This window comes from Rhodopseudomonas sp. BAL398 (assembly GCF_033001325.1).
In the GTDB taxonomy this organism is placed as follows: Bacteria; Pseudomonadota; Alphaproteobacteria; order Rhizobiales; family Xanthobacteraceae; genus JARJEH01.
In genome coordinates this window covers 445,418-468,999 of the sequence record NZ_CP133111.1, presented here as the reverse complement: position 1 = coordinate 468,999, position 23,582 = coordinate 445,418, and the positions used below count along the sequence as shown (strand labels likewise).

General features: G+C 66.4%; 18 protein-coding genes. 12 read left to right on the top strand and 6 right to left on the bottom strand.

Annotation, left to right across the window (positions count from 1 at the left end):
- Positions 1-229 precede the first annotated feature (229 nt).
- Positions 230-418: a DUF4169 family protein gene (locus tag RBJ75_RS02135; RefSeq protein ID WP_044406161.1), complete on the top strand. Its 189-nt coding sequence runs from the start codon at positions 230-232 to the stop codon at positions 416-418.
- Positions 415-693, top strand: coding sequence for a ribbon-helix-helix domain-containing protein (locus RBJ75_RS02130; protein WP_044406144.1), 279 nt, complete (start codon positions 415-417; stop codon positions 691-693). Before RBJ75_RS02135 ends, RBJ75_RS02130 begins: the two co-directional genes overlap by 4 nt.
- Before the next feature lie 279 nt (positions 694-972).
- Here RBJ75_RS02130 and RBJ75_RS02125 read toward each other — a convergent pair whose 3' ends face one another.
- Complete coding sequence (locus RBJ75_RS02125) at positions 973-3,087, bottom strand: sigma-54-dependent Fis family transcriptional regulator (RefSeq protein ID WP_080900877.1); 2,115 nt, start codon at positions 3,085-3,087, stop codon at positions 973-975.
- 281 nt (positions 3,088-3,368) lie between these two features.
- On the opposite strand from RBJ75_RS02125, the gene RBJ75_RS02120 reads away from it, so the two are divergent.
- From RBJ75_RS02120 to RBJ75_RS02105, 4 genes are read left to right on the top strand one after another with little or no spacing between them, the layout of a single operon-like run.
- Entirely contained in the window at positions 3,369-4,412 is a 1,044-nt protein-coding gene (locus RBJ75_RS02120) for an ATP-NAD kinase family protein (protein ID WP_080900876.1), read from the top strand.
- Positions 4,413-4,434: 22 nt separating this feature from the next.
- Positions 4,435-5,430 (top strand): thiamine pyrophosphate-dependent dehydrogenase E1 component subunit alpha, encoded by a 996-nt coding sequence (locus RBJ75_RS02115; RefSeq protein WP_044406138.1) that lies wholly within the window; start codon positions 4,435-4,437, stop codon positions 5,428-5,430.
- Positions 5,431-5,459: 29 nt separating this feature from the next.
- Positions 5,460-6,479 (top strand): alpha-ketoacid dehydrogenase subunit beta, encoded by a 1,020-nt coding sequence (locus tag RBJ75_RS02110; protein ID WP_044406136.1) that lies wholly within the window; start codon positions 5,460-5,462, stop codon positions 6,477-6,479.
- 11 nt (positions 6,480-6,490) lie between these two features.
- A complete protein-coding gene (locus RBJ75_RS02105; protein ID WP_044406133.1) occupies positions 6,491-7,606 on the top strand; it encodes an acetoin dehydrogenase dihydrolipoyllysine-residue acetyltransferase subunit in 1,116 nt (371 codons plus the stop codon).
- 289 nt (positions 7,607-7,895) lie between these two features.
- Here RBJ75_RS02105 and RBJ75_RS02100 read toward each other — a convergent pair whose 3' ends face one another.
- Entirely contained in the window at positions 7,896-11,786 is a 3,891-nt protein-coding gene (locus RBJ75_RS02100; RefSeq protein WP_044406130.1) for an AsmA family protein, read from the bottom strand.
- Between the two features lie 136 nt (positions 11,787-11,922).
- On the bottom strand, positions 11,923-13,341 hold the full coding sequence (locus RBJ75_RS02095) for an FAD-binding oxidoreductase (RefSeq protein ID WP_044406127.1): 1,419 nt from the start codon (positions 13,339-13,341) through the stop codon (positions 11,923-11,925).
- Positions 13,342-13,426: 85 nt separating this feature from the next.
- Here RBJ75_RS02095 and RBJ75_RS02090 point away from each other — a divergent pair, with 85 nt between their 5' ends.
- On the top strand, positions 13,427-13,957 hold the full coding sequence (locus RBJ75_RS02090) for a thioesterase family protein (RefSeq protein ID WP_044406124.1): 531 nt from the start codon (positions 13,427-13,429) through the stop codon (positions 13,955-13,957).
- On the opposite strand, the gene RBJ75_RS02085 is transcribed toward RBJ75_RS02090, so the two are convergent.
- Positions 13,954-14,127, bottom strand: a complete 174-nt coding sequence (locus RBJ75_RS02085; protein ID WP_044406121.1) for a DUF1328 domain-containing protein — start codon at positions 14,125-14,127, stop codon at positions 13,954-13,956. The genes RBJ75_RS02090 and RBJ75_RS02085 overlap by 4 nt on opposite strands.
- Before the next feature lie 299 nt (positions 14,128-14,426).
- Between RBJ75_RS02085 and RBJ75_RS02080 the strand changes: the two genes are divergently transcribed.
- From RBJ75_RS02080 to RBJ75_RS02065, 4 genes are all read left to right on the top strand, one after another.
- Complete coding sequence (locus RBJ75_RS02080; protein WP_317528618.1) at positions 14,427-17,042, top strand: ATP-dependent helicase; 2,616 nt, start codon at positions 14,427-14,429, stop codon at positions 17,040-17,042.
- Between the two features lie 244 nt (positions 17,043-17,286).
- Complete coding sequence (locus RBJ75_RS02075; protein ID WP_276156924.1) at positions 17,287-17,568, top strand: type II toxin-antitoxin system HicB family antitoxin; 282 nt, start codon at positions 17,287-17,289, stop codon at positions 17,566-17,568.
- Positions 17,569-17,913: 345 nt separating this feature from the next.
- Positions 17,914-18,840, top strand: a complete 927-nt coding sequence (locus RBJ75_RS02070) for an ABC transporter ATP-binding protein (RefSeq protein ID WP_044412939.1) — start codon at positions 17,914-17,916, stop codon at positions 18,838-18,840.
- A complete protein-coding gene (locus tag RBJ75_RS02065; protein WP_044412936.1) occupies positions 18,837-19,598 on the top strand; it encodes an ABC transporter permease in 762 nt (253 codons plus the stop codon). The genes RBJ75_RS02070 and RBJ75_RS02065 overlap by 4 nt, the downstream gene beginning before the upstream one ends.
- 107 nt (positions 19,599-19,705) lie before the next feature.
- Here RBJ75_RS02065 and RBJ75_RS02060 read toward each other — a convergent pair whose 3' ends face one another.
- Positions 19,706-20,044, bottom strand: a complete 339-nt coding sequence (locus tag RBJ75_RS02060) for a hypothetical protein (RefSeq protein ID WP_044412934.1) — start codon at positions 20,042-20,044, stop codon at positions 19,706-19,708.
- A 243-nt stretch (positions 20,045-20,287) separates the two neighbouring features.
- On the opposite strand from RBJ75_RS02060, the gene RBJ75_RS02055 reads away from it, so the two are divergent.
- Positions 20,288-21,076 carry a L,D-transpeptidase gene (locus RBJ75_RS02055; protein ID WP_044412931.1) on the top strand — a complete coding sequence of 263 codons (789 nt, stop codon included), beginning with the start codon at positions 20,288-20,290 and terminating at the stop codon, positions 21,074-21,076.
- 212 nt (positions 21,077-21,288) lie between these two features.
- Here RBJ75_RS02055 and RBJ75_RS02050 read toward each other — a convergent pair whose 3' ends face one another.
- Complete coding sequence (locus RBJ75_RS02050) at positions 21,289-23,568, bottom strand: spermidine synthase (RefSeq protein WP_044415256.1); 2,280 nt, start codon at positions 23,566-23,568, stop codon at positions 21,289-21,291.
- Between the last annotated feature and the right edge of the window lie 14 nt (positions 23,569-23,582).

Genomic DNA, 23,582 nt, shown 5'->3' with positions numbered 1-23,582 from the left:
TCGCGGAATTTGATGTAAATCATATCCCTTGCTCGTTCAGATTGCTCAACTACATCACGGCGTTGCAACATGGTCTTCGGGCCTCCGATGACGGACCCGGTTCCAGACGGCAACTCGGCAAAGACGATGAACTGCTTCTGATGATGATCGAGCCGCCGTTGGTTTCGTGCAATTCAGCCCGAACCGGAAACGTCGCGCGTTACCGATCGATTGGATGATGGGGGCGAGCGTGACGGACGTGGTCAATCTGAAGCGATTCAAGAAACGAGCGGCGCGCGATCAGGCCGCGCTGCTTGCCGATGCGAACCGTGCGCGTTTCGGCCGCACCAAATCCGAGCGTGCGCTGGATGAACAGCGCAACAGCCGCGCAAACGATTTACTCAATCAACACAAGCTCGGGGGCGAGGACGCATCATGAAATCGCCGGTCGTCAAACGCTCCATCGTGGTCGCGGGCCACAAGACCAGTGTCAGCCTCGAAGAGGCGTTCTGGAATGGCATGAAGGAAATCTCCAGCCTGCGGGACATGACACTGTCCGAGCTGGTCGGCGAGATCGACGGCAATCGGCAGCAGGGCAATCTGTCCTCCGCGATTCGCCTGTTCGTGCTGGACTACTTCCGGACCCGCGCGGTGAAGCCGGTCACCGAGACCAAGTCCGAAGCCCAGCCCGCACACGGAACCGCTGGACACTAACCTGCCGGCAGGACGCGCCCGCAAGCTCGCCCCGCGCAGCCGCGGCGATTGGCGTGAGACGACCCGCATCGGGCGCGGGACCGCGCGAGCGCGGCAGCGGGGGCGCCTCCGCGCTTGAGCATTCAACGTGGGGAACCGCAACCACCGCCGGATCGCTATTCCAAGCGCCGCGCGCGAACGCTCTATACGACGCCCACCGGCGCCGGCGACGCTCTGGTTCACACGGCCAAGCCACAAACCTAAGCCACACGGCCAAGCCACACTGCGCTGTGTTCCGACTTAAGGGCGCCTCACTGGGGTGTGTCCGGTCCCGGCCACATCGTCGGCCGCGAACCGCCGTCGAGAACTCCCGCGGGTCCAATGCTCGGGCGGCTGGTCGCTCCTTGCCGAGTCGAATGGGCCCCACTGGACCGTGGCGCTTCGCCAGGGTGGCGTGATGCTGAAGCGTCGCATGCGGCGGTGGATGGTGGTCCGATCGACGCCGAGATCCCGCGCCGCGGCGGAGACATTCCACTGCCGAGTTGCGAGCGCGGCAATGAGGGCGTCGCGCTCGCACCACCCGCCGGCCGGCGGTCGGATGCTTGTCGGTGACGCTGCCGCCGGCGGCAGGCGGAGGATGGCCGCAAGTGGCGCGCCATTGTCCGGCAATCTGCGCACGATATCGGGCAGGTCCTCCGGACGGATGATGCCATCGCAAGCCACCGCGCAAGCATAGTCCAGCGCATTGGCGAGTTCGCGGACATTTCCGGGCCAGCTATAGGCGCATATCATCTGCATCGCTCCGTCAGCGATTTCAAAGCGCGCTTCGCCAGGTGCTATCCGCTCGGTGAGCAGCCGATCCACCAGCCAGCGCAGATCGGTGCGCTGGCGCAATGGTGGCAAGGTCAGCACTGCGCCGCTGAGGCGGAAATACAGATCCTCGCGGAAATGTCCGGCCCTGACCTCGGCCACAAGGTCGCGATGGGTCGCGGCAATGACGCGGATGTTCACCGGGATCGGCCGCGACCGCCCCAGCGGCGTCACCTCCCGCTCGGCCAGGATCCGCAGCAGCCGGGTCTGCAAGGTCAGCGGCATGTCGCCGATCTCGTCGAGGAACAGCGTGCCACCCTCGGCCTCGATGACGAGGCCTTTCTTGCCCTTGGCGGCGGCGCCCGTGAAGGCACCGGGCTCGTAGCCGAACAATTCGCCCTCGATCAGTTGCTCGGGCAGCGCGGCGCAATTCACCGCGACGAACGGCTTGGAGGCCCGACCGCCGGAGGCATGGATCGCCTTGGCGAGATGTTCCTTGCCGCTGCCGGTCTCGCCACAGATCAGCAGGCCGATCTGGGCGTTGACCAGCTTGGCTGCGCGGGAAGCCACCCGATGCATGGTCGGCTCGTCGCAGAACAATCCTTGCAGCGGACCAGGCAACGCCGCGCTCGCCACGTCGCCGACCGGCGTCCCGCGCCGGTCCGGCGGCGCGATCGACTGGGCGAAAAACGGCGTCCCGCTCACCGTCAACCGCACCATGCGCCGCGCCGCCGGGTAGCAGTGGCTAAAGCGCGGCAAATCGTCGACCGTGAGATCGAAAAACTCCGACACCGGCCGCCCGAGCAACGGACGGCCGTCGAGATCTCCGCCGCCGACTCCGCGCATCAGCAGAGACCGCGCCATGCTGTTGAAGCCGAGGATGCGGCCGGCCCCGTCCAGCGCCAGCACATGAGCCGGCTCGACATCGGCGAATTCCGGCGCGGCCGCCAGCTTGATGATCCATTCGTGCCGGAAGCGGTTGATGAGATGGGCGGTCTCGATCTTGTGCGCGAAGGATCTCACGCAATGTAGCGCCAGGAATTGACTCTCCTTCGGCTCCGGCGAGCGCAGCGCTGAGATATCCAGCACCGCCGCGAGATGTCCGAACGGATCGAACACCGGCGCCGCCGTGCAGGTGAGCGGAATGTGGGTGGCGTCGAAATGATCGGTCTGATGAACCACCAGCGCCTCGCCAGTGGCGATGCAGGTACCGACCGCACAGGTGCCGGCGTACTGCTCGTTCCAATTGGCGCCAAGGTACAACCCGGCCCGCATCAGATTGTTGTCGAAGGTCGGATCGCCGATGAAATCGACGGTGATGCCCTTTGAATCGGTCAGCAGCATCACGTAGCCAAGGCCGGCCATCTGGCGGTACAGCGTCTCCGCTCCGAACCGAGCGGTGTCGAGAAATTCCTCGATCGCCTCCTGGTGCTCGCGCAGCCGGGCCTGCGTGACGATGCACGGCGCGCGCAGCACTTCGGGATCAAGATTGTGTTCGCTGACACAGCGCCGCCAGGAGTCCTTGATGATGACGTCGCGTCGCGTCGCATAGCCGTTCGCCGCCCGCACAAGCTCATCGATGTGCGCAGCCTGATCAGGTCGCATGGGCACCCTCCCGGGAGCTGAACTGATTGTTATTTTGGCGCGAGTATCTCCCCGATCGACGCCCCCCGCAAGCACAACGACGGTGCGTAGCGTAGCCGCCGCACTCGCTCCAGCCCGACCGCCACAGCTGTTGCAGCCCGCGCCACAGATGCGGCAGTCGTGCCACAGGTCGGCACCCGCCGCATAAGTACCATTTCAATAGAATCAAGAACTTGGCGAAGTACGCAGATTGGCCCGTGTCTTGCGGAGGCACCACCAAGATGCCGTGGGGAAGGAATCGTATGACGCCGAAGGTCGGCATTATAGCCAATCCGATTTCGGCGCGGGATATCCGCCGCGTCGTCGCCAGCGCCAACAGTGTGCAGATCGCCGACCGCGCCAATATCGTGCTGCGGACGCTGGCAGCGCTCGCCGCCGCCGGGATCGAGGACGTGGTGATGATGCCGGAGCGCGGCGGCATCGCCGGACATGTGCTGCGCGGCATGGCGCGCGCGGTGAACCAGGGCGAAAGCCGGTTTCCGCGCCTCGACTTTCTCGACATGAAGGTGGCCGGCACGGTGGAGGATACGCGATGCGCCGCCCGGATGATGGCGGCCGCGGGCGACGTAGCCGCCATCATCGTGCTGGGCGGCGACGGCACCCATCGGGCGGTGGTCAGCGAATGTGGTGCGGTGCCGATCGCCGGGATTTCCACCGGCACCAACAATGCCTTTCCGGAGCATCGCGAGCCCACCATCACCGGGCTCGCCGCCGGCCTCGCCGCGATTGGCCGGGTACCGCCGGACATCGCCTTTGCGGCCAACAAGAAGATCGAGGTCAGCCTCGATGGTGGTACGCCGGAGATTGCGCTGGTCGATGTGGCGATCGTCACCGACCGCTGCGTCGGCGCCCGCGCGCTGTGGCGCACCGAGACGTTTCGCGAGCTGTTTGTCACCTTCGCCGATCCGGAAGTGATCGGCATGGCGGCGATCGCCGGCCTCGTCGAGCCGGTGACGCGCAAGGAGCCGGGCGGCCTCGCGCTCACTCTCGCCCCGGCCGCACCCGCAGACCTGCGGGTGCGTGCGCCGATCGCCCCCGGCCTGGTGGAGATGATCGGCATCGACAGCTGGCGGCGAATGCCGGCGGGCCGCGTGTTCTCCCCGGCCCTGGCCGCCGGATCCATCGCGCTCGATGGCGAGCGCGAGCTGTACTTCGACCCGCATCAGGAGGTCGCGATCGTGTTGATCGACCGCGCCTTCCGCACCGTCGACGTCTCGGCGGTGATGCAGTTTGCCGCCCGCAACGGCCTGCTCGTGGAGCGGCCATTGGCCCACGTACATCCCTAACAAGCACGGAGGAACCGACGCCATGTCCCACGCCGCATCCAACAATCCGTTCCCGCTGCCCAAGGACCAGCTGCTGGCGGCCTATCGCACCATGCGCACCATCCGGGATTTCGAAGAGCGGCTGCATGTCGAGTTCGCCAAGGGCGACATTCCGGGATTCGTGCATCTCTATGCCGGCGAGGAGGCCTGCGCGGCCGGCATCATGATGCACCTCACCGACATTGACCGCATCGCCTCCACCCATCGCGGTCACGGCCATTGCATCGCCAAGGGCGTGGACGTGAACGAGATGATGGCGGAGATCTACGGCCGATCCACCGGCTCGTGCCGTGGCAAGGGCGGCTCGATGCATATCGCCGACCTGTCCAAGGGCATGATGGGCGCCAACGGCATTTTGGGCGCCGGCGCACCGCTGATCTGCGGTGCAGGGCTGGCCGCAAAATTCCGCGGCGACGGCGGAGTTGGTATCACCTTTTTCGGCGATGGCGCCTCCAACCAGGGCACCGTGTTGGAAAGCATGAATCTGGCGGCGGCCTGGAATCTGCCGGTGATCTTCGTGGTGGAGAACAACGGCTACGCGGAAGCGACTTCGGTGGAATATGCCACCGCGGTGGAATCCTATGTCGACCGGGCCTCGGGCTTTGGGCTGCCCGGCGTCACCGTGGACGGCACCGACTTTTTCGCCGTGTACGAGGCGGCGGGCGAGATCATCCGCCGGGCGCGAACGGGCGGCGGCCCGGCCCTGCTGGAATGCAAGACCATCCGCTTCTTCGGCCATTTCGAGGGCGACGCCCAGACCTACAAGGCCAAGGGCGAGAACGACTACAACCGCGAGTACCGCGATTGTCTGACGCTGTTCGCCAGCCGCGTGACCTCGGCCGGCGTGATCAGCGAGGCCGAGATCGCATTGATCGACCGCGAGGTCGCCGCCCTCATCGACCAGGCGGTGGAAAGTGCCAAGGACGCGCCGCTGCCGACCGCGCGCGAACTACTGACCGACGTCTACGTCGCATACTGATCCGTCAGAACAACATCGGAGGGACCCCAATGACCCGCAACATCAGCTATAAGCAGGCAATCAACGAGGCGCTCGAGTTGGAGATGCGCCGCGACCCCAGCGTCATCCTTTTGGGCGAGGACATCGTCGGCGGCTCCGGTGCGCCGGGCGAGATCGACGCCTGGGGCGGCGTACTCGGCGTCACCAAGGGGCTGCACGGCAAATATCCCGGCCGACTGTTGGACACCCCGCTGTCGGAGAGCGCCTATATCGGCGCCGCCATCGGGGCCGCCGCCTGCGGCATGCGGCCGGTGGCGGAACTGATGTTCCTCGACTTCATGGGCGTATGCTTCGACCAGATCCTGAACCAGGCCGCCAAGTTCAAATACATGTTCGGCGGCAAGGCCAAGACCCCGGTGGTGATCCGCGCCATGGTGGGCGCCGGATTTCGCGCCGCCGCCCAACACTCGCAGATGCTGACCCCGATGTTCGCTCACGTGCCCGGGTTGAAGGTGGTCTGCCCCTCCAACGCCTATGACGCCAAGGGGCTGCTGATCCAGTCGATCCGCGACGACGACCCGGTGATCTTCTGCGAGCACAAGGCGCTGTACGGTCTGGAATGCCCGGTTCCCGAGGAGAGCTACGCCATCCCGTTCGGCGAAGCCAATATCCTGCGCGAGGGCAAGGACGTCACCATCGTCAGTTACGGGCTGACCGTGCACCGCGCTTTGGAGGCGGCGGAGAAACTCGCCAAGACCGGCGTGCAGGCCGAAGTGATCGATCTGCGCACGCTGTCGCCGATTGATTGGGACACGGTGATCGAGAGCGTTGAGAGCACCGGCCATCTGGTGGTGGTGGACGAGGCCAATCCGCGCTGCTCGATCGCCTCCGACGTCGCCGCCTATGTGGCGCAAAACGCCTTCACGGCGCTGAAGGCGGCGCCCCAGATGGTGACCGCGCCTCACACGCCGGTGCCGTTCTCGCCGACGCTGGAGGACCTCTACATCCCGTCCGCCGACGCCATCGCGGCCGCGGTGAGCAAGACCACCGCCCAAGCCTTGGCTGCGTGAAGGAGCCCCCGATGAACGCGCGTATCAAACCGATCGTCATGCCCAAATGGGGACTGTCGATGTCGGAGGGCAAGCTGACCGGCTGGCTGAAGCCGGCCGGCACCAAAATTGCGGTGGGCGACGAGATCGTCGAGGTGGAGACCGACAAGATCGCCGGCGTGGTGGAGGCCGGCGACGCCGGCACGCTGCGCCGCCTCCTCGGCGTTCCGGACACCATCTATCCGGTGAAGTCGCTGATCGGCGTGATCGCGGAGGACGACGTGCCGGATGCCGAGATCGACGCCTTCGTGGCCGGATATGCCGCCGAAGCGGCGGAGACGGAGGATGGCGAGACCACAGTCCCGCTCTATCAATTCGTCGATACCCCCGCCGGGCGGCTGCGCTATGCCAAGCGCGGCGACCACGATCGCACCATCATCCTGATCCACGGTTTCGGCGGCGATCTCGACAATTGGCTGTTTAACATCGACGCGCTCGCCGAAACGGGCACCGTCTATGCCCTGGATCTACCGGGACACGGGCAATCGGCCAAGACCGTGCAGGAGCCCAGCCTTGCGGGGCTGTCCGCCGCCTTGCTCGGCTTCATGCAGGCGCTCGGCATCGAACAGGCCCATCTGGTCGGCCATTCGCTGGGCGGGGCAGTCGCGGCCCGCATCGCGCTCGACCAGCCCGACCGCGTCGCCTCGATCACGCTGATCGGTTCGGCCGGGCTCGGCGAAGAGATCAACGCCAGCTACACCGACGGCTTCGTCGCGGCGAACTCACGCCGCGAGCTGAAGCCGGTGCTCGAGCAGCTGTTCCACGATCCGGCCAATGTCACCCGCCAGCTGGTGGACGACCTTTTGAAGTACAAGCGAATCGACGGCGTCGACGCGGCGTTGCGCGCGCTCGGCGGCGCATTGTTCGCGGCCGGGCGGCAGAGCCAGGTGCTGGCCGAGGCGCTGCGGGACAACGCAACGCCGGTGCTGGTGATCTGGGGCGAGAGCGACCAGGTGATTCCCGCGGCCCATGCGACCGCACTGGGCGACACCGCCAAGACCGAAGTGATCGCCGACGCCGGTCACATGGTCCAGATGGAGAAGGCCAGCCGCGTCAACGAGCTGGTTCGCGACCACGTGACCGGTTGATGCGCCAACCTGTCGCCGAACAATCAGCGCCGCCCGCGCTTGACGGTGCAACCATCGACGGCTTCGCCACTCATGCCGGTGGTCGGCGCGCCGCCCTGGCGGCTGTTTTGCACAAGCGGAGCTACCGGCCGAGGCCCGTTGCGCATCGCGCTGATCGACCACCGCGGCAAGCGCAAGCGATGGAGCTGTTAGAGCGTTTTCGAGCGAAGTGGATACCGGTTCGCGTGAAGACAACGCGTCAAAACAAGAATCCAGAGCTCCGGTTCTGATCCTATCAGAACCGGATTGCTCAGAATGGCGCGCGTGGCGGATTCGGCGTGATTACCAAAGGCGCGCGTCGCCTGGGCTGATGCCCATCGCCGGGTGCGGGCCGAATTTCGATCGGCGGCGGCAATGGCGCCGCCTTTTCGCGCGCGGCAGGCCGTGACGGCTGCGGCGTCGCCGTGCGGCGCGGCCTTTCGACCTCCGGCTTCGGCGAAGGCTCCTGCGCCGCGCCGTCCGTCGATGCGCCGTCCGTCGACGTGCCCTGCCTCGACGTCGCATCGCGCGGATCGCGACCCGGAACCGGAACATTCAACGGCAGATTCGGCGCGCCGGCGCCCGCCGCGTCGGGCGTCGGCGATGATGGCTGAGCGGGTGTCGGGATCGAACTCTCTGCGGGGCGTTCGACCGCCGACGGCTGTGCAGGAGCCGGCGTCGCGGCACTCGGCGCTGCGGGAGGATTCTGCTTTGCGGGGCTCGGCTTTGACGGCGCGACCGCCTTTGGCGCAATCGCGCCCGGCAGCGGCGCCGACCGCGCGGCATCGCGCTCGAGCAATTCGAGCTTCTTGGTTTCGCGGTCGATCCGCTGAACCGCGAGCCAGGACGACAGCGCCGCAACGTCGACGCTGCGGGTCAGCGCATCGGGCGGACCGGTCACGAAGATCGTGATGTCCGGCCGCAACGCCGCGGCGGTCGATTTCGGCGTCAGGCTGGCGCGGATGTCGACCTGGTCGGCGGGGATATCGTAGCCGCCGGACACCACCGCCCGTGCCGCCGGCGAGTCCAGCGTGGTCGCGGTGACACGGAGCTGGCCATTGGCCAGGCTGAGCGGAAATTGGGTCTCGGCCACCGGCAGGGTGCCGGCCGCCAGCACCGGCGCGATCAGGCGTTCCAGATTGTCGGCGTCGATCGGCCCGCCGGCCTCGCCGGCATGAATCGCGACCGCGAAGGCCTTCGGATCGAGCCCGGGGATCTGCGCGGATTGCAGCGTCACCGACCCGCCGCCCGACAAGGCGCCGGCCAGCGCTGACGCGCTGCGGCCGGAGCTATCCAGCGTCATCTGCAGCGCCACCCGCGCCGCCGGCATCGCCAGCGCGCGATAATGCAGCGCGGCCCCATCGACCCCGGCGAGTTGCAGCCGCAGATTCAGCGCCACGCCGGCGTCCGACGGCTGCGCATGAACATCGACCTCGGCCTCGCCGCCGCCGATCTTGCCCTTGGAGTCGACGCTCAGCGAGCGGCCGTCGCCGCGGATCACGCCGCTGACCGGTTGCAGTTCGGCACCGCCCGGCAACACCCCGCGCAGCGCCTGGAATGTCACCCGGCCGCGCCAGCCCTGCATCCATCCGTTTCCCAGCGGGGCGGTCTGATCGACGCCGGCGCCGACCGCCAGCCGGAACAGCGGCGCCAGCTGCAGCGTATCGATCCCGGCCTCGCCTTCGATCACATTGGCATTGTCTTTGCCGTCTTTGTCGTCGCCGAGCGTCACCGCAATCCGGCCACGCAGCTTGGCGCCGGCGATTCCGGCGTCGATATCGTTGAAGCTCCATTTGCTGCCGGCGACGCCGAGCCGCGAGGTCAGACTGATCGTCGCCAATTTCGGATCGGCGGCGTCCAGCCGCAGCAGCGGCGTCAAATTGAGGCGTGGCGCCTTCAGATTCAGCGTCGCCGTCGGCTCGCTCGCCCAAGGCTTGGCGCTGCCCTCGGCCTCGACGTCAAGCGCTTCGCCGGTGAGATGCGCCTTCAGCCGCAGCGGCGCTTGCCAAGCTCCGGTCGCCGAGGCCTGCAGCCGCGCGCCGCCCTCGCCCGCGGCGATCGCCCGATCAAGCCGGAGCAAGGCCAGCAGCGCCTCGCCGCGCGTGGCGGACAGATCGGTTTCGGCCGTCACCTCGCTGCGCAACAGCGCCTCGACATCCGCGCCGCGCAGCTCGGCGAGTGACGGCCGCGCCGTGAGGCTGACACGGCCCTTGAGCTGCGGCGCGTCGATCGTGAGCGCGGCGCGGGCCTCGGCCTGTCCGGCTTTGGCCTTGTTGTTTTTGCCCTTGGCGCTCGCCGGGTTGTTGCTCGGCGCCACCGTGAGCGACAGCGTCGCATGTGCCGCTCCCCTTGCGTCGCCCATCGCCTGCAGCCGCGCGGCGACAGCCGGCGCCAGCGGCGCGATCGCGCCGGCGATCTGGCCCAGCGCCGGCGCCCTCGCGCTCACCTGCAGATGGCCGGTGGCGTCGCTGCGATCGAATGATCCATCGCCGTCGAGCATCGCGCCGCCGGCGGTGCCGATCTTCAATTGCTCCAGCGCCAGCATGCGCTGCCCGTAATTCAACCGTGCCACCAGCGGCTGCATGACCTGCCCGCGCGCCGTCGCCCGGGCGAAATCGAACGAGAGCTTGGCCTCGTCGGGCCAATCCGGCTGCGGTCCCGCCAGCGAGCGCAGCAGGCTGGCGGCGCCGTCGAGATCGATCCGATCCGCCTGCAGCGCGGCCTCGATCCGCGACGCGCCCGCCGCGCCGGACAGCGCGATCCGGCCCTGCAGCGTGCCGCCATCGAGTTCGGCCTTGAGCGCATCGATCACCACGCCATCCGGGGCGACGCTGACCGCGGCCCGCGCGCGCAACGGCCTCGGCACCCGGCCGGGGGTGTCGTCGCGCGCCTGCAGCCAGGCCGCCAGCAGATCCGGATCGGCCGAATCCACGCTCAATTGTCCCTTGAAACTGTCATTGGCGTCGGACGCAGCCCCGCGCAGCGCCAGCTCCGATCCGCCGGGCGCGCGCAGGCTGAGTCGCTCCAGCATCCAGGCCTGGCTGTCGGAGCGCAGATCCGCGGCGATGTTCTGCACCGGCCGGCCGCCCAGCATGATCTGATCGGCGCTGATCTCGATCCGGCTCGGCAGCGGCGGCGACGGCAGGGCTTGCGCCAAGCCGCGTAGCTGCCGCAGCCAGTGCGCCGGCGCGACGACGCCGCCATCGGCCAGCAACCGGTCGGCATCGAGCTGGCGCGCCGCCAGCGTCGCCTGCAGATGCGGCTGGGCGCCAAATTGCAATTCGCCGGCGCCGGACAGTTTCAGCGCCCTGTCCTCAGGGCCGTAAGAGGCCTCGAGCTGCGCCAGCCGGGCGGCATCGGCATCGGCCTTGACCCGCGCCGAGACCCGCCACGGCGTCGGCGCGTCCGCGGCCTTTGGTGCATCCTTGCCCGCCGCTGGAGCCGGCGCCGCCAGCGTCACCGCGCCATCGAAACGCGGCGAGCGCGCCGCGAAGCTCAGCACCCCGTCGAGATCGGCCGACAGCGCCCGCGCGCCGGGATCGACCGTCAGATGCAGCCGCGTGCCATTGCCGTCGGCGACCCGGCCAAGCGACAGCCGGAACGGATACCGCGTCCCCGCCATCAGGAAATTGCCGTCGCCGCGCAACGAGCCGAGCAGCGCCCGCAACTCGCCGCTGAAGGCAATGTCGTTGAGTTCCAGCGTCGCGCGGCTGGCGGCGTCATGCAGCGCAATCCGCCCGGTGAGGTCGAGACGGTCCACCGTCAGCCCGGCCAGATTGGACAGGCCCGACGCCGGCCAATCGAGCCGGCCCTTGGCATCGAGCCCGAGATCCAGCGCAAAGCCGTTGAGGGTGAGTCGGTCGGCGCGCCACTGCCCGCGCATCAGATCGCCAAGGCTGAATTCGACGTCGAGCTTGTCGGCGCGCAGCCGGCCGGGATCATTGGCGCCGCCAACCGTGACCGAGCGCAGCTGCAGGCTCGGCGTTGGCAATAGCCGCGCATCAAGCGCGCCGCTGACGCGAACCGGCGCGCCGACCAGCCGCGTCGCCTCCGCCTCGAATTGCGTGCGGAACTGGTTCCAGTCGATGAAATACGGACCCACCAAGGCGGCGATCAGCGCCAGGATCAGCGCCATCGCCAGGCCGAGTAGCGTCGTCTGCAAGCGGTCTCCTCCCGGGCAGCACAACCGCCCCTCGGTTTCGAAGATAACGCAGACGCTTCAATGCATAAAGCGGAACTATGATGACGTCACAGTAACTGCGGCCTGTCGCCGCGCCGTCAATAAACCATGACGGCGCCTAGGCTTGCGGCAGGATCTTGCCGGGATTGAAGATGTTCTGCGGATCAAGCGCCTGCTTGATCGCGCGCATTGCGGCGAGCGCCTCGAGGCCGAGTTCGGCCGCCAGATATTTCTGCTTGCCCTGGCCGATGCCGTGCTCGCCGGTGCAGGTGCCGTCCATCGCCTGGGCGCGCTCGACCAGCCGATGCATGAATTCCTCGCCGCGCGCCATCTCGTCGGCGTCGTTGACGTCGCACAGCAGCGAGCAATGGAAATTGCCGTCACCGACATGGCCGACGATCGGCGCCAACAGATTGAGCCGCTTCAGATCCTGCTCGGTCTCGACCACGCAATCGGCCAGCCGCGAGATCGGCACGCAGACGTCGGTGGCGACCACGCCGGCGCCGGGGCGCAGCGCTTTCACCGACCAATAGGCGTCGTGCCGCGCCTGCCAAAGCTTGCTGCGATCCTCCGGCCTAGTGGTCCAGGTGAAGTCGCCGCCGCCGCAATCGGCAGCGATGTCGCGGAAATTCTTCGACTGCTCGGCGACCTCGATCTCGCTGCCGTGGAACTCGAGCAGCAGCAGCGGCGTCTCCGGCAGCGTCAGCTTCGAATAGGCATTGACCGCGCGAACCTGGCCTTCGCTCAACAGCTCGATCCGCGCCACCGGAATCCCGGTCTGGATCGCCAGAATGGTGGCCTGGCAGGCGCCCTGCACGCTCTCGAACGAGCACGCCGCCGCCGCGATGGTTTCCGGGATGCCGCGCAGCTTGATGGTGAGTTCGGAGATAATGCCGAGCGTGCCTTCGGCACCGACGAACAGATGGGTCAGGTCGTAGCCGGCCGAGGATTTCTTCGCCCTGGTGCCGGTGGTGATGATCTCGCCGTCGCCGCGGACCACTTTCAGCGCCAGCACATTGTCGCGCATTGTGCCGTAGCGCACCGCATTGGTGCCCGATGCCCGGGTCGAGGCCATGCCGCCGATCGAGGCGTCGGCGCCGGGATCGATCGGGAAGAACACGCCCTGGTCGCGCAGATTTTCGTTCAGCGCCTTGCGGGTGACGCCGGGCTGGATCACGCAATCCAGATCCTCGGCATGAACTTCGAGAATCTTGTTCATGTCGCGCAGATCGATGCAGATGCCGCCGGCCGGCGCATTGACCTGGCCTTCCAGCGAGGTCCCGGTGCCGAAGGCGATCACCGGCACATTATTCTTGGCGCAGATCCGCACCACATCCTGGATGTCGGCGGTCTCCTGCGCCATCACCACGGCATCCGGCGGCTGGGTCGGCAGCCAGGTGGTGGTGTGGCCATGCTGCTCGCGCACCGCCTGCGAGGTGACCAGGCGGTTGCCGAACCGTGCCGCAAGCGCTTCAATGGCGGTGGCCACCGCTTCCGGTTCCGCATGTTTCGGGATGTTGGTGATGGTCAGACCCACGAGAATTCCTCCGGTATGAAACGACCGTGACAAAGGAACCCACAGGGGTCAAGGGAGGCATGTTTTGACTTTCGAAGGAGACCAAATGATTGCGACCACGGCCGCCGCCGATCTGACGCTGCTGCCCGCCCCGTTCCTGTCGTCGGTGATGCAGATCGAGCCGGCATGGATCGATTACAACGGCCATCTCAACATGGCCTATTACAATGTGATGTTCGACCGCGCGATCGACGAGCTGTGGCTGCAGCTGGGAATCGGTCCGCAATATCTCAACACCCGCGGCGGCTCGACCTTCACCGCCGAATGCCACGTCCGCTATCTGCGCGAGATCCATCTCGGCGATCCGGCCCAGGTCTCGATCCTGCTGGTGGCGGCCGACGACAAGCGACTGCACACCTTCAAGGAACTGCGCCACGCCACCGAGGGCTGGCTGTCGGCCACATCGGAGAACATGACGATCCATATGGATATGTCGGCCCGCAAGACCGCGCCGTTTCCGCCGGATATCGCCGAGCGGGTTCAAACGCTGGCGCGGGCGCACGCCGCGGTGCCGCGTTCGGAGAGCATCGGACGAAGCGTCGCGATGCCTCCGAAGCGGGCGCCGCAACTGGCCTAGACTCGGCTTCTGCCGCGAACCAATCCGACCACGGCGGAAACCAGGAACAGCACCACCGCGATGAAGAAGATGATCTTGGCGATTTCGATCGAGGCGCCCGCGATGCCGGTAAAGCCGAGAATGCCGGCGATCAGTGCAACAACCAGAAATGTGATAACCCAACCCAACATGATCCGACCTCCGTTTTCGCGTCAGCTTGATTTTCGCGTCGGCGCGACCGCAATGCCGCGCCGTCTGTGAAATCAATCCAGCATTGCAACGAAAGTTCCGGCCGGTTCCGGGCTCGGCCTTGCCGCCAAAGCGCAGTGCGGATCGCGGAACCAAATCGCGTTCTGGCGGCGCAGCTCGGCTCGCGGCGGGCCGATAAACCTGTCAGTTTGCCCCCCGAGCCCCTATATGGCTGGATAATCCTGCCAGAAGGCTCCTCTTTGCTGGCCCACGGTGCCATCGTGGACGGAAGACGATTCGCATGACTGACCCGATCAAGCGCACCGACAACGATCTGCCCTTCTATCAGCCCGCCGCCGGCGGGATCGCCGCGCGTGCGCGCGCCCAGGCGATGCCGCAATATCTGTCGGGGCTCAATCCGGAGCAGCGCGAGGCGGTCGAGACGCTCGAAGGCCCGGTGCTGGTTCTGGCCGGCGCCGGCACCGGCAAGACCCGGGTGCTGACCTCGCGGATCGCCCATATCCTCTCCACCGGCCGCGCCCGCCCCGGCGAAATCCTCTCCGTCACCTTCACCAACAAGGCGGCGCGTGAGATGAAGCTGCGGCTCGGCCAGATGCTCGGCCAGGCGGTCGAGGGCATGCCCTGGCTCGGCACCTTTCATTCGATCGGCGGCCGCATCCTGCGCTATCACGCCGAATTGGTGCAGCTGAAATCCAACTTCACCGTGCTCGATGTCGACGACCAGATCCGGCTGCTCAAGCAATTGCTCGCCGCCGACAACATCGACGACAAGCGCTGGCCGGCGCGGATGCTGGCCGGGCTGATCGACGGCTGGAAGAATCGCGGGCTGACGCCGGCGCAGGTGCCGGCCGGCGAGGCCGCGGTGTTCGGCAATGGCCGCGGCGGCAAGCTCTACGCCGCCTATCAGGAGCGGCTGAAGATCCTCAACGCCGCCGATTTCGGCGATCTGCTGCTCGAAGGCATCCGCCTGTTCCGCGAGCACCCCGACGTGCTGCGGCAATATCAGAACCGCTTCAAATACATCCTGGTCGACGAATATCAGGACACCAACGTCGCGCAATATCTGTGGCTGCGGCTGCTGGCGCAGGCGCCGACAATCGCCAAGCCAGACGCCTCCTTCACCTCTCCCCACCGGGGAGAGGTCGGATTGCGCAGCAATCCGGGTGAGGGGGCGCCTTCCACATCCGACTCCGAGAGCCCCTCACCCGCCCCGTCGCTGCGCGACATGGCGACCTCTCCCCGGCGGGGAGAGGTGACGCAAGCCGCGCCGCCTGCGACCTCCGCCGCGCCGCCGAAAAACATCTGCTGCGTCGGCGACGACGATCAGTCGATCTATGGCTGGCGCGGCGCCGAGGTCGATAACATCCTGCGCTTCGACCATGATTTTCCCGGCGCCAAGGTGATCCGGCTGGAGCGCAATTATCGCTCCACCGGCCACATCCTCGCCGCCGCCTCGCATCTGATCGCGCATAATGAAAGCCGGCTCGGCAAGACGCTGCGCACCGAGGATGTCGACGGCGAGAAGGTCACCGTCACCGGCTCGTGGGATTCGGAAGAGGAAGCCCGCGCGATCGGCGAGGAGATCGAGCAGCTGCAGCGCGACGGCCACAAGCTCAACGACATCGCGATTCTGGTCCGCGCCTCGTTCCAGATGCGCGAATTCGAGGATCGCTTTGTCACGCTCGGCCTGCCCTACCGGGTGATCGGCGGGCCGCGCTTCTATGAGCGCGCCGAGATCCGCGACGCGCTGGCTTACTTACGCGTGATCAATTCGCCGGCCGACGATCTGGCCTTCGAGCGCATCGTCAATGTGCCCAAGCGCGGCCTCGGCGACGCCACCGTGCAGCTGCTGCACGACCACGCCCGCAAGCGCAAGATCCCGCTGTCCGACGCCGCCCGCGCCGTCGTCGACACCGACGAGTTGAAGCCGAAGGCGCGCGGCAGCCTGCGCGATCTGATGCTGAGCTTCGAGCGCTGGCGCGGGCAGCGCGAGGTCAAGTCGCATACCGAGCTCGCCGAAATCGTGCTCGACGAGAGCGGCTATACGGAGATGTGGCAGAAGGATCGCTCCGCCGACGCCGCCGGCCGCCTTGAGAACCTCAAGGAATTAGTCCGCTCGATGGAAGAGTTCGAAAACCTGCAAGGCTTTCTCGAGCACATCTCGCTGGTGATGGACCGCGAGGGCGGCGTCGACGAGGACGCGGTGAGCGTGATGACGCTGCATTCCGCCAAGGGGCTGGAGTTCGACAGCGTGTTCCTGCCGGGCTGGGAGGAAGGTCTGTTTCCGCATCAGCGCGCGCTCGACGATCAGGGCCGCGCCGGGCTCGAGGAAGAACGCCGCCTCGCCCATGTCGGCATCACCCGCGCAAGGAAACGCGCGAAATTGTACTTCGCCACCAACCGGCGGATTCACGGCACCTGGAATACGACGCTGCCGTCGCGCTTTCTCGACGAATTGCCGGCCGACAATGTCGAGATCACCGAATCCAAGGGCGGCTCCGGCTGGGGAGGCATGAGCGGCTACGGCCCGTCGCGCTTCGACAATGTCGAATCCTTCGGCTCGAGCTACTCGACGCCCGGCTGGCAGCGCGCCCAGGCGCAACGCCGCGGCGGCAACAATGGCGGCCAGGCCGGCTCCGGCTTCAACGAAAGCCAATCGCCGTTCGGCGGCTCACGCAGCGACGCCGGCTTCGCCCGCCGCAACCCGACGACGATCGAAGGCGAGCTGGTAGCGAAATCCACCGGCGCGGCCTCGGAGTTTTCCCTGAAGGACCGGGTCTTCCACCAGAAATTCGGCTACGGCCATGTGGTGAAAGTCGACGGCAACAAACTCACCATCGCGTTTGAAAAGGCCGGCGAGAAGAAGGTGGTCGATAGTTTCGTCGAGCGGGTTTAGCTTTCCCCTTCAGGAGCGATCAATCTGATCAGGGGCCTTCGGGGCTGTCATTGCGAGGAGCTGTTGCGACGAAGCAATCCAGTCTGTGCTTGGCACACCTGGATTGCTTCGCCTGCGGACGGCGCTGCGCGCCGGCCTCGGCTCGCAATGACGAGGTCGCGCCTCATATTTAAGGGCTGCTGTTTCGGTCATGTCCGTGGCATGACGGTGTGCTACGCAGCCGGCGACGAAGAGAAAGAGCACGATGCCTGATTACATCGCCCTGATCCACAAGGACGACGAGGGGTGCTTCACCGTGTCGTTTCCCGACATTCCCGGCCTGGTCACCGCCGGCGACAGCATCGAGGACGCGATCGAGGAGGCCGAGGATGCGCTCGGCTTCGCGGCCGAGGGTGGCCCCGATGGCGCGGAGCCGCTCGCGGCGCCGCGCAGCCTTGAGCAGCTCAATGACGACCCGCAATTCGTCGAAACGGCGAAAGACGCCATCGTCGTGGTGATCGAGCTGGCCGCCGACGCCATTCATTAGGCCAGTAGTGGTCATTCCGGGGCGCGCGCAGCTTCGCTGCGAGCGAACCCGGAATCTCGCTCGGAGGTCTGCCTTGCCGCAAGATTCCGGGTTCGCTCGCCCCATAGCGCGTCGAATACGCACGTGAACGCGCTGCGGGGCTCGCGCCCCGGAATGACCGAGCGCCTGATGAGGTCTTCACCTCCAGCCTCGCCATTAGCCTCGCCATTAACCCCGATCGCGCGCCTGCTGCGGTTGCGGATCGCTCGCAGCATTCCTATGTAGCCATTCCGCGTCCGCGGCTTGGCCCTGCCCGCCCCCGTGGTTCGGCAATCCCGTCAGCTGCCCCCTTTCGAACGGCTCCGCATGGCTCCCATCATTTCCATCGCTAATCTGTCCAAGACCTACGGCTCCGGCCGCAAGGCGCTCAACGGCATCAATCTCGAAATCCAGCGCGGCGAGATCTTCGCGCTGCTGGGGCCGAACGGCGCCGGCAAGACCACGCTGATCAGCGTGATCTGCGGCATCGCCAATGCCAGCGGCGGCACCGTCACGGTCGACGGCCACGATATCATCACCGATTATCGCGCGGCGCGCTCGCTGATCGGGCTGGTGCCGCAGGAATTGCACACCGACGCCTTCGAATCGGTGTGGGATACGGTGACCTTCAGCCGCGGCCTGTTCGGCAAGCCGAAGAATCCGGCGCATATCGAAAAGGTGCTGCGCGATCTGTCGCTGTGGGACCGCAAGGACAGCAAGATCATCACGTTGTCGGGCGGCATGAAGCGCCGGGTGATGATCGCCAAGGCGCTCAGCCACGAGCCGCAGATCCTGTTTCTCGACGAGCCGACCGCCGGCGTCGACGTCGAATTGCGCAAGGGGATGTGGGAAGTGGTGCGGGCGCTGCAGACCTCCGGCGTCACCATCATCCTGACCACGCATTATATCGAAGAGGCCGAGGAAATGGCCGACCGGATCGGCGTCATCACCCATGGCGAGATCCTGCTGGTCGAGGAGAAAACCGCGCTGATGCAGAAGCTCGGCAAGAAGCGGCTGAAGCTGCATCTGTCGGGCCGGCTCGATGCGATTCCGGAAGCGCTTGGCGCCTATGATCTGTCGCTCGCCGAAGACGGCCATCAGCTGGTCTACACTTATGACACCAAGAGCGAGCGCACCGGCATCACCAGCCTGCTCAGCGACGTCCGCGCCACCGGGATCCGGTTTCACGATCTCGACACCAGCCAGAGCTCGCTGGAAGAAATTTTCGTCAGCCTGGTGAGGACAGCAGCATGAATTACCGGGCCGTCCGCGCGATCTATCTGTTCGAAATGGCGCGCACCATGCGCACGCTGCTGCAAAGCGTGGTGTCGCCGGTGCTGTCGACCTCGCTGTATTTCGTGGTGTTCGGCGCCGCGATCGGCTCGCGCATCACCCAGATCGACGGCGTCAGCTACGGCACCTTCATCGTGCCCGGGCTGATCATGCTGTCGATCCTGACCCAGAGCGTCTCCAACGCCTCGTTCGGGATCTACTTCCCGAAATTTTCCGGCACCATCTATGAATTATTGTCGGCGCCGGTGTCGTTTTTCGAAGTGGTGCTGGGCTATGTCGGCGCCGCGGCGACCAAGTCGATCGTGCTCGGCCTGATCATCCTGGCCACCGCCGGGCTGTTCGTGCCGCTGCATGTGCTGCATCCGATCTGGATGCTGTCGTTCCTGGTGCTGACCGCCGTCACCTTCAGCCTGTTCGGCTTCATCATCGGGATCTGGGCCGACGGCTTCGAAAAGCTGCAGGTGATCCCGCTGCTGGTGATCACGCCACTGACATTCCTCGGCGGCAGCTTCTATTCGATCAGCATGTTGCCGCCCGGCTGGCAGACCGTCGCGCTGTTCAATCCGGTGGTCTATCTGATCAGCGGCTTTCGCTGGAGCTTCTACGAGATTTCCGACGTCAGCATCGGCACCAGCATCGGCGTCACGCTGGGATTTCTGGTGCTCTGCATGACGATGGTGTGGTGGATCTTCAAGACCGGCTACAAGCTCAAGAACTGACGGCCGCGAACCGGGCTGCAATGGTCGATCGACACCATTGACCGTCGACGCAAAAAGCGCGGCCCGATCGGGCCGCGCTTTCAGATCTCGTCGCCTGCGATCGCGCCTCAGCGATAGCAGTGGAAGTGATGGCGGCGATCGTAATAGCCACGGCACTTATAGCCGCGATGATAGCGACCGCGACGAATGCCGTGATTCGGAAGCCCGAGCACGCCGTTGACCGCGCCGACTGCGCCGCCGACCCCCGCGCCGATCGCGCCGCCCACCACGCCACCGACCGGACCCGCCGCGCGGTTGCCCTCACGGGCGCCTTCATGGGCGCCGCGAACGATGCCCTGGGCATGGCCAATTCCCGGCATTGCCAGCAGCGCCAGCGCGGTTGCGGCCATGGCGAGATAGAGCTTCAGCGAGGTGCGAGCGGGGGCGGTGATGGCCTTGATTTTCATCTGAATGTCCTAATCGGCTGATGGCCGGGTGTCGGCCGCGTGATTGTTACGTGCGTCAACGCGTTCGAAGGGTTCGGGTTCCATCGCCGTGGGCGAACTGTCTCCGTCAACCCGCCTGCAGCCTTGGTTGCGCCATGTCGGTGGTTAACGATGCAACGCAATCGTTCTGGAACCGAGGCGCGTGGCCGTGCTTATATCGATGGGGACGGGCAGTTTGCGATGAGGCCAGGAGGCCAGCGTTACATGCGTTTCTATCTCGTTCCCGTCGCCGCCCTGATGATGCTCGGCGCAGCCGGCGTGGCGCAGGCCAAGGTCGCCATCACCGTCGACAAGGACAACCAGCAGATGACCGTCGCGGTCGATGGCGTGCCGCGCTATCACTGGCCGGTCTCGACCGGCAATCCGTCCCACGAGACACCGAACGGCAGCTTCCAGACCTTCCGGATGGAGGCCGATCACTTTTCCAAGGAATTCGACGATGCGCCGATGCCGCACTCGATTTTCTTCACCAAGCGCGGCCACGCCATTCACGGCACCGATTCCACCGGCAAGCTCGGCGTGCCGGTGTCACATGGCTGCGTGCGGCTGTCGCGCGCCAATGCCTCGACGCTCTATGCGCTGGTCCAGCGCGAAGGCGTGCTCAACACCACCGTCAATCTGACCGGCTCGTCGCGGGTGGCGCTGGCGCGCATCTCGCGATCGGGCACGAAGCTCGCCGCGACGAGCCGCGACCCGGCCAGCGAGGCGACCGATGACGCCGTCGGCGCGCCGGTCGAACTCGCGCCGCCCGTCACACGCCGCCCGCCCCAGGTCGCCGACGACGGCTACATCTATCCGGCCGACGGCAGTTCGTCGGCGGCGCGCTATCCGGCGCCGCGCGGCTATCGGCGCCAATATGAGGCGCAGGCCCAGCCGCAATATGACGACGACGACGACAGCGGCTACGCACCGCAAGTCTATGCGCCGCAAGTCTACGCGCCGCGCCCGGTCTATCGCCAGCGTGGCTTGTTCGGCAGCTATCCGGATTACTGAGAGTATATCCAGAGACGCCGCGTGCCCCGGATGCCGCGCAACGCGCCGGGCTTGCGGTGTGGTGCGCTGCTAGACCGGGGCCCCGCTGCGGGCGCGGTTTCGACCGGGGTCCCGGTTCTGCGGAGCAGCGCACTCGGGCCGCGCGAAGCGCGGACCCGGGTGCGCTGCACCGCGCCCGGGACACGAAGGCTCTCGCTGGGAGCCCACGTCCCTCAATCCTCGCCGTCGCGTAAGCGGCGCCACACCGCGCCCAACACGTTGGAATAATCGTCGGTCCAGACCCGCTGATCGGCCTCCGACTCGGCCTCGGTCGGCGTCCATAGCTCATCCGAGTTGATGGCGCCGACATCGGCGGGATCGCGCGCCGAGATCACCGCCGAAGTCGGGAAAATATATTCGGCGTCGCGGCCGGAATCCTCCGAATAGACCCAGCTGTGCAGATCATTGGCGTCGGCGATGCCGACCACCACGCTGGCCAGTTCGAGATGCCGGTTGGAGACGTGCATCAGCACCGCGCCGTGCGGCGCCAGCTTCGACGTGTAGATCGCCATCGCCTCCTTGGTCGCCAGATGAATCGGAATGGCATCCGACGAATAGGCGTCGACGATGATCAGGTCGTAGACGCCGTCGGGCTCTTTGGCGAAGGTCAGCCGCGCGTCGCCCATCACCGGCTGCAGATCCGGCGCGCATTTGGCGATATAGCTGAAATATTTCGGATCGCGCGCGGTATCGACCATCGACTGGTCGATTTCGAAGAATCTCCAGTCCTCGCCGGGCTGCGCCGCGCAGGCCAGCGTGCCGGAGCCGAGCCCGATCACGGCGACGCGGATCGGGCCGCCTTTTCTTTCGCGGATCGCCGCGATGCCGCGTCCGATGCCGCCATCCTGGTTGTAATAGGTCAACAGCTCGGGCCGGCCGGTCACGGGCGAGCCGTCGGCGTTGCGCATCTTCTCGGCGCCGTGGATCGTGGTGCCGTGCATCAGCACGTGATACTGGCCGTTCGGCGTCACCACGATCTTGTGGACGCCGAAGAAGCTGCGCACGGTATCGACCCGGCCGTCATCCGCCGGATAGATCCGGGCCAGCGCCAGAGCCAGCACCACCGTCGCAAACACCTTCCAGCGATTGGCGCCAAGCACCAGCGCCGCCAGAGCGGCCAGCACGGCGACGTCGCCGGTCAGCAGCACCCGGTTGTCGACGATCCAGCCGAATAATTTGCCGCCGGCCCATGACGGCGCAATCAGCGCCAGCGCCAGCGCCGCCAGAAAGGCCCAGTACCAGCGGCTCCATTGCGGGACCTTGTCGCGGCCGGTCGGCCGGCACAGCACCGCCAGCGCCAGCAGGATCGGATATTCGGCGATCCAGGAGAACGTATAGGGCGCGATCAGCCCGGCGAACAGACCGCCGACCATGCCGCCGAACGACAGCGCCACATAGAAGCCGGTGAGATAGCGCGCCGCCGGACGGGTCCGCGCCAATTCGCCATGGCAGGCCATCGCGATCACGAAGAACGCCAGCAGATGGCCGCCCAGCATCACCAGCAGATTGGTCGGGCCGGCATGGGCGAGCAGCACCGCCACCACCGCGATCGCCACCGGCTGCGCCGCCAGCATCCATCTATGCGGCAGCAATGGCCGCGACTGGAACACCAGCACCCAGGTCAGCAGATACAGCGACAGCGGCAGCACCCACAGCAGCGGCGCGGCGGCGACGTCGGTGGAGATATGCGCCGTCACCGCGATCAGCAGGCCGGAGGGCACCGCGGCGAGAAACACCCAGCGCGCCATGGTCGCCCAGGACGGCGGCAGCGCCTCGGTATCGTCGGCGCGCGGCGGCGGAATCGCCATCACCGGCGAGCGCAGCAGCAGCCAGCCGCAGCCAGCGATCAGCAGGATCAACAATCCGTAGCCGCCGGTCCAGATCAGGTTCTGGGTGCGCAGCGAAAACATCGGCTCCAGCAGCACCGGATAGGACAACAGCGCCAGGAAGCTGCCGATATTGGATGAGGCATAGAGGAAATACGGGTCCGGCCCCTGCGGATGGCCGGTGCGCACGAACCAGGCCTGCAGCAGCGGATTATTGGCGGCGAGCGCAAAGAACGGCAGCCCGATCGAGACCGCGAACAGTCCGAGCAGCCAGAACGCATAGCCAGAGGCGGGCGGCGTGCCCCAGCCACCGGCGATCGACAGCGGCAGGCCCAGCAGCGCCACCACCAGCAGCGCCAGATGGATCGCCACCGGCACCATGCGGTTGCGGATCTGGGTCAGATAATGCGCATAGGCATAGCCGCCGAGCAGCAGCGACTGGAAGAACACCATCGCCACCGACCACACCGCCGGCGAGCCGCCGAGCCGCGGCAGCACCATCTTGGTGAACAGCGGCTGCACCGAGAACAGCAGCAGCGCGCTGGTAAAGATCGCCGCGGTGTAGACCACGAGGATCAGCCGGTTGCGGGATTTGGAGTTTTGATCCCTCAGCGAGGTCTCGGTCATGACAGCTCCAGTTC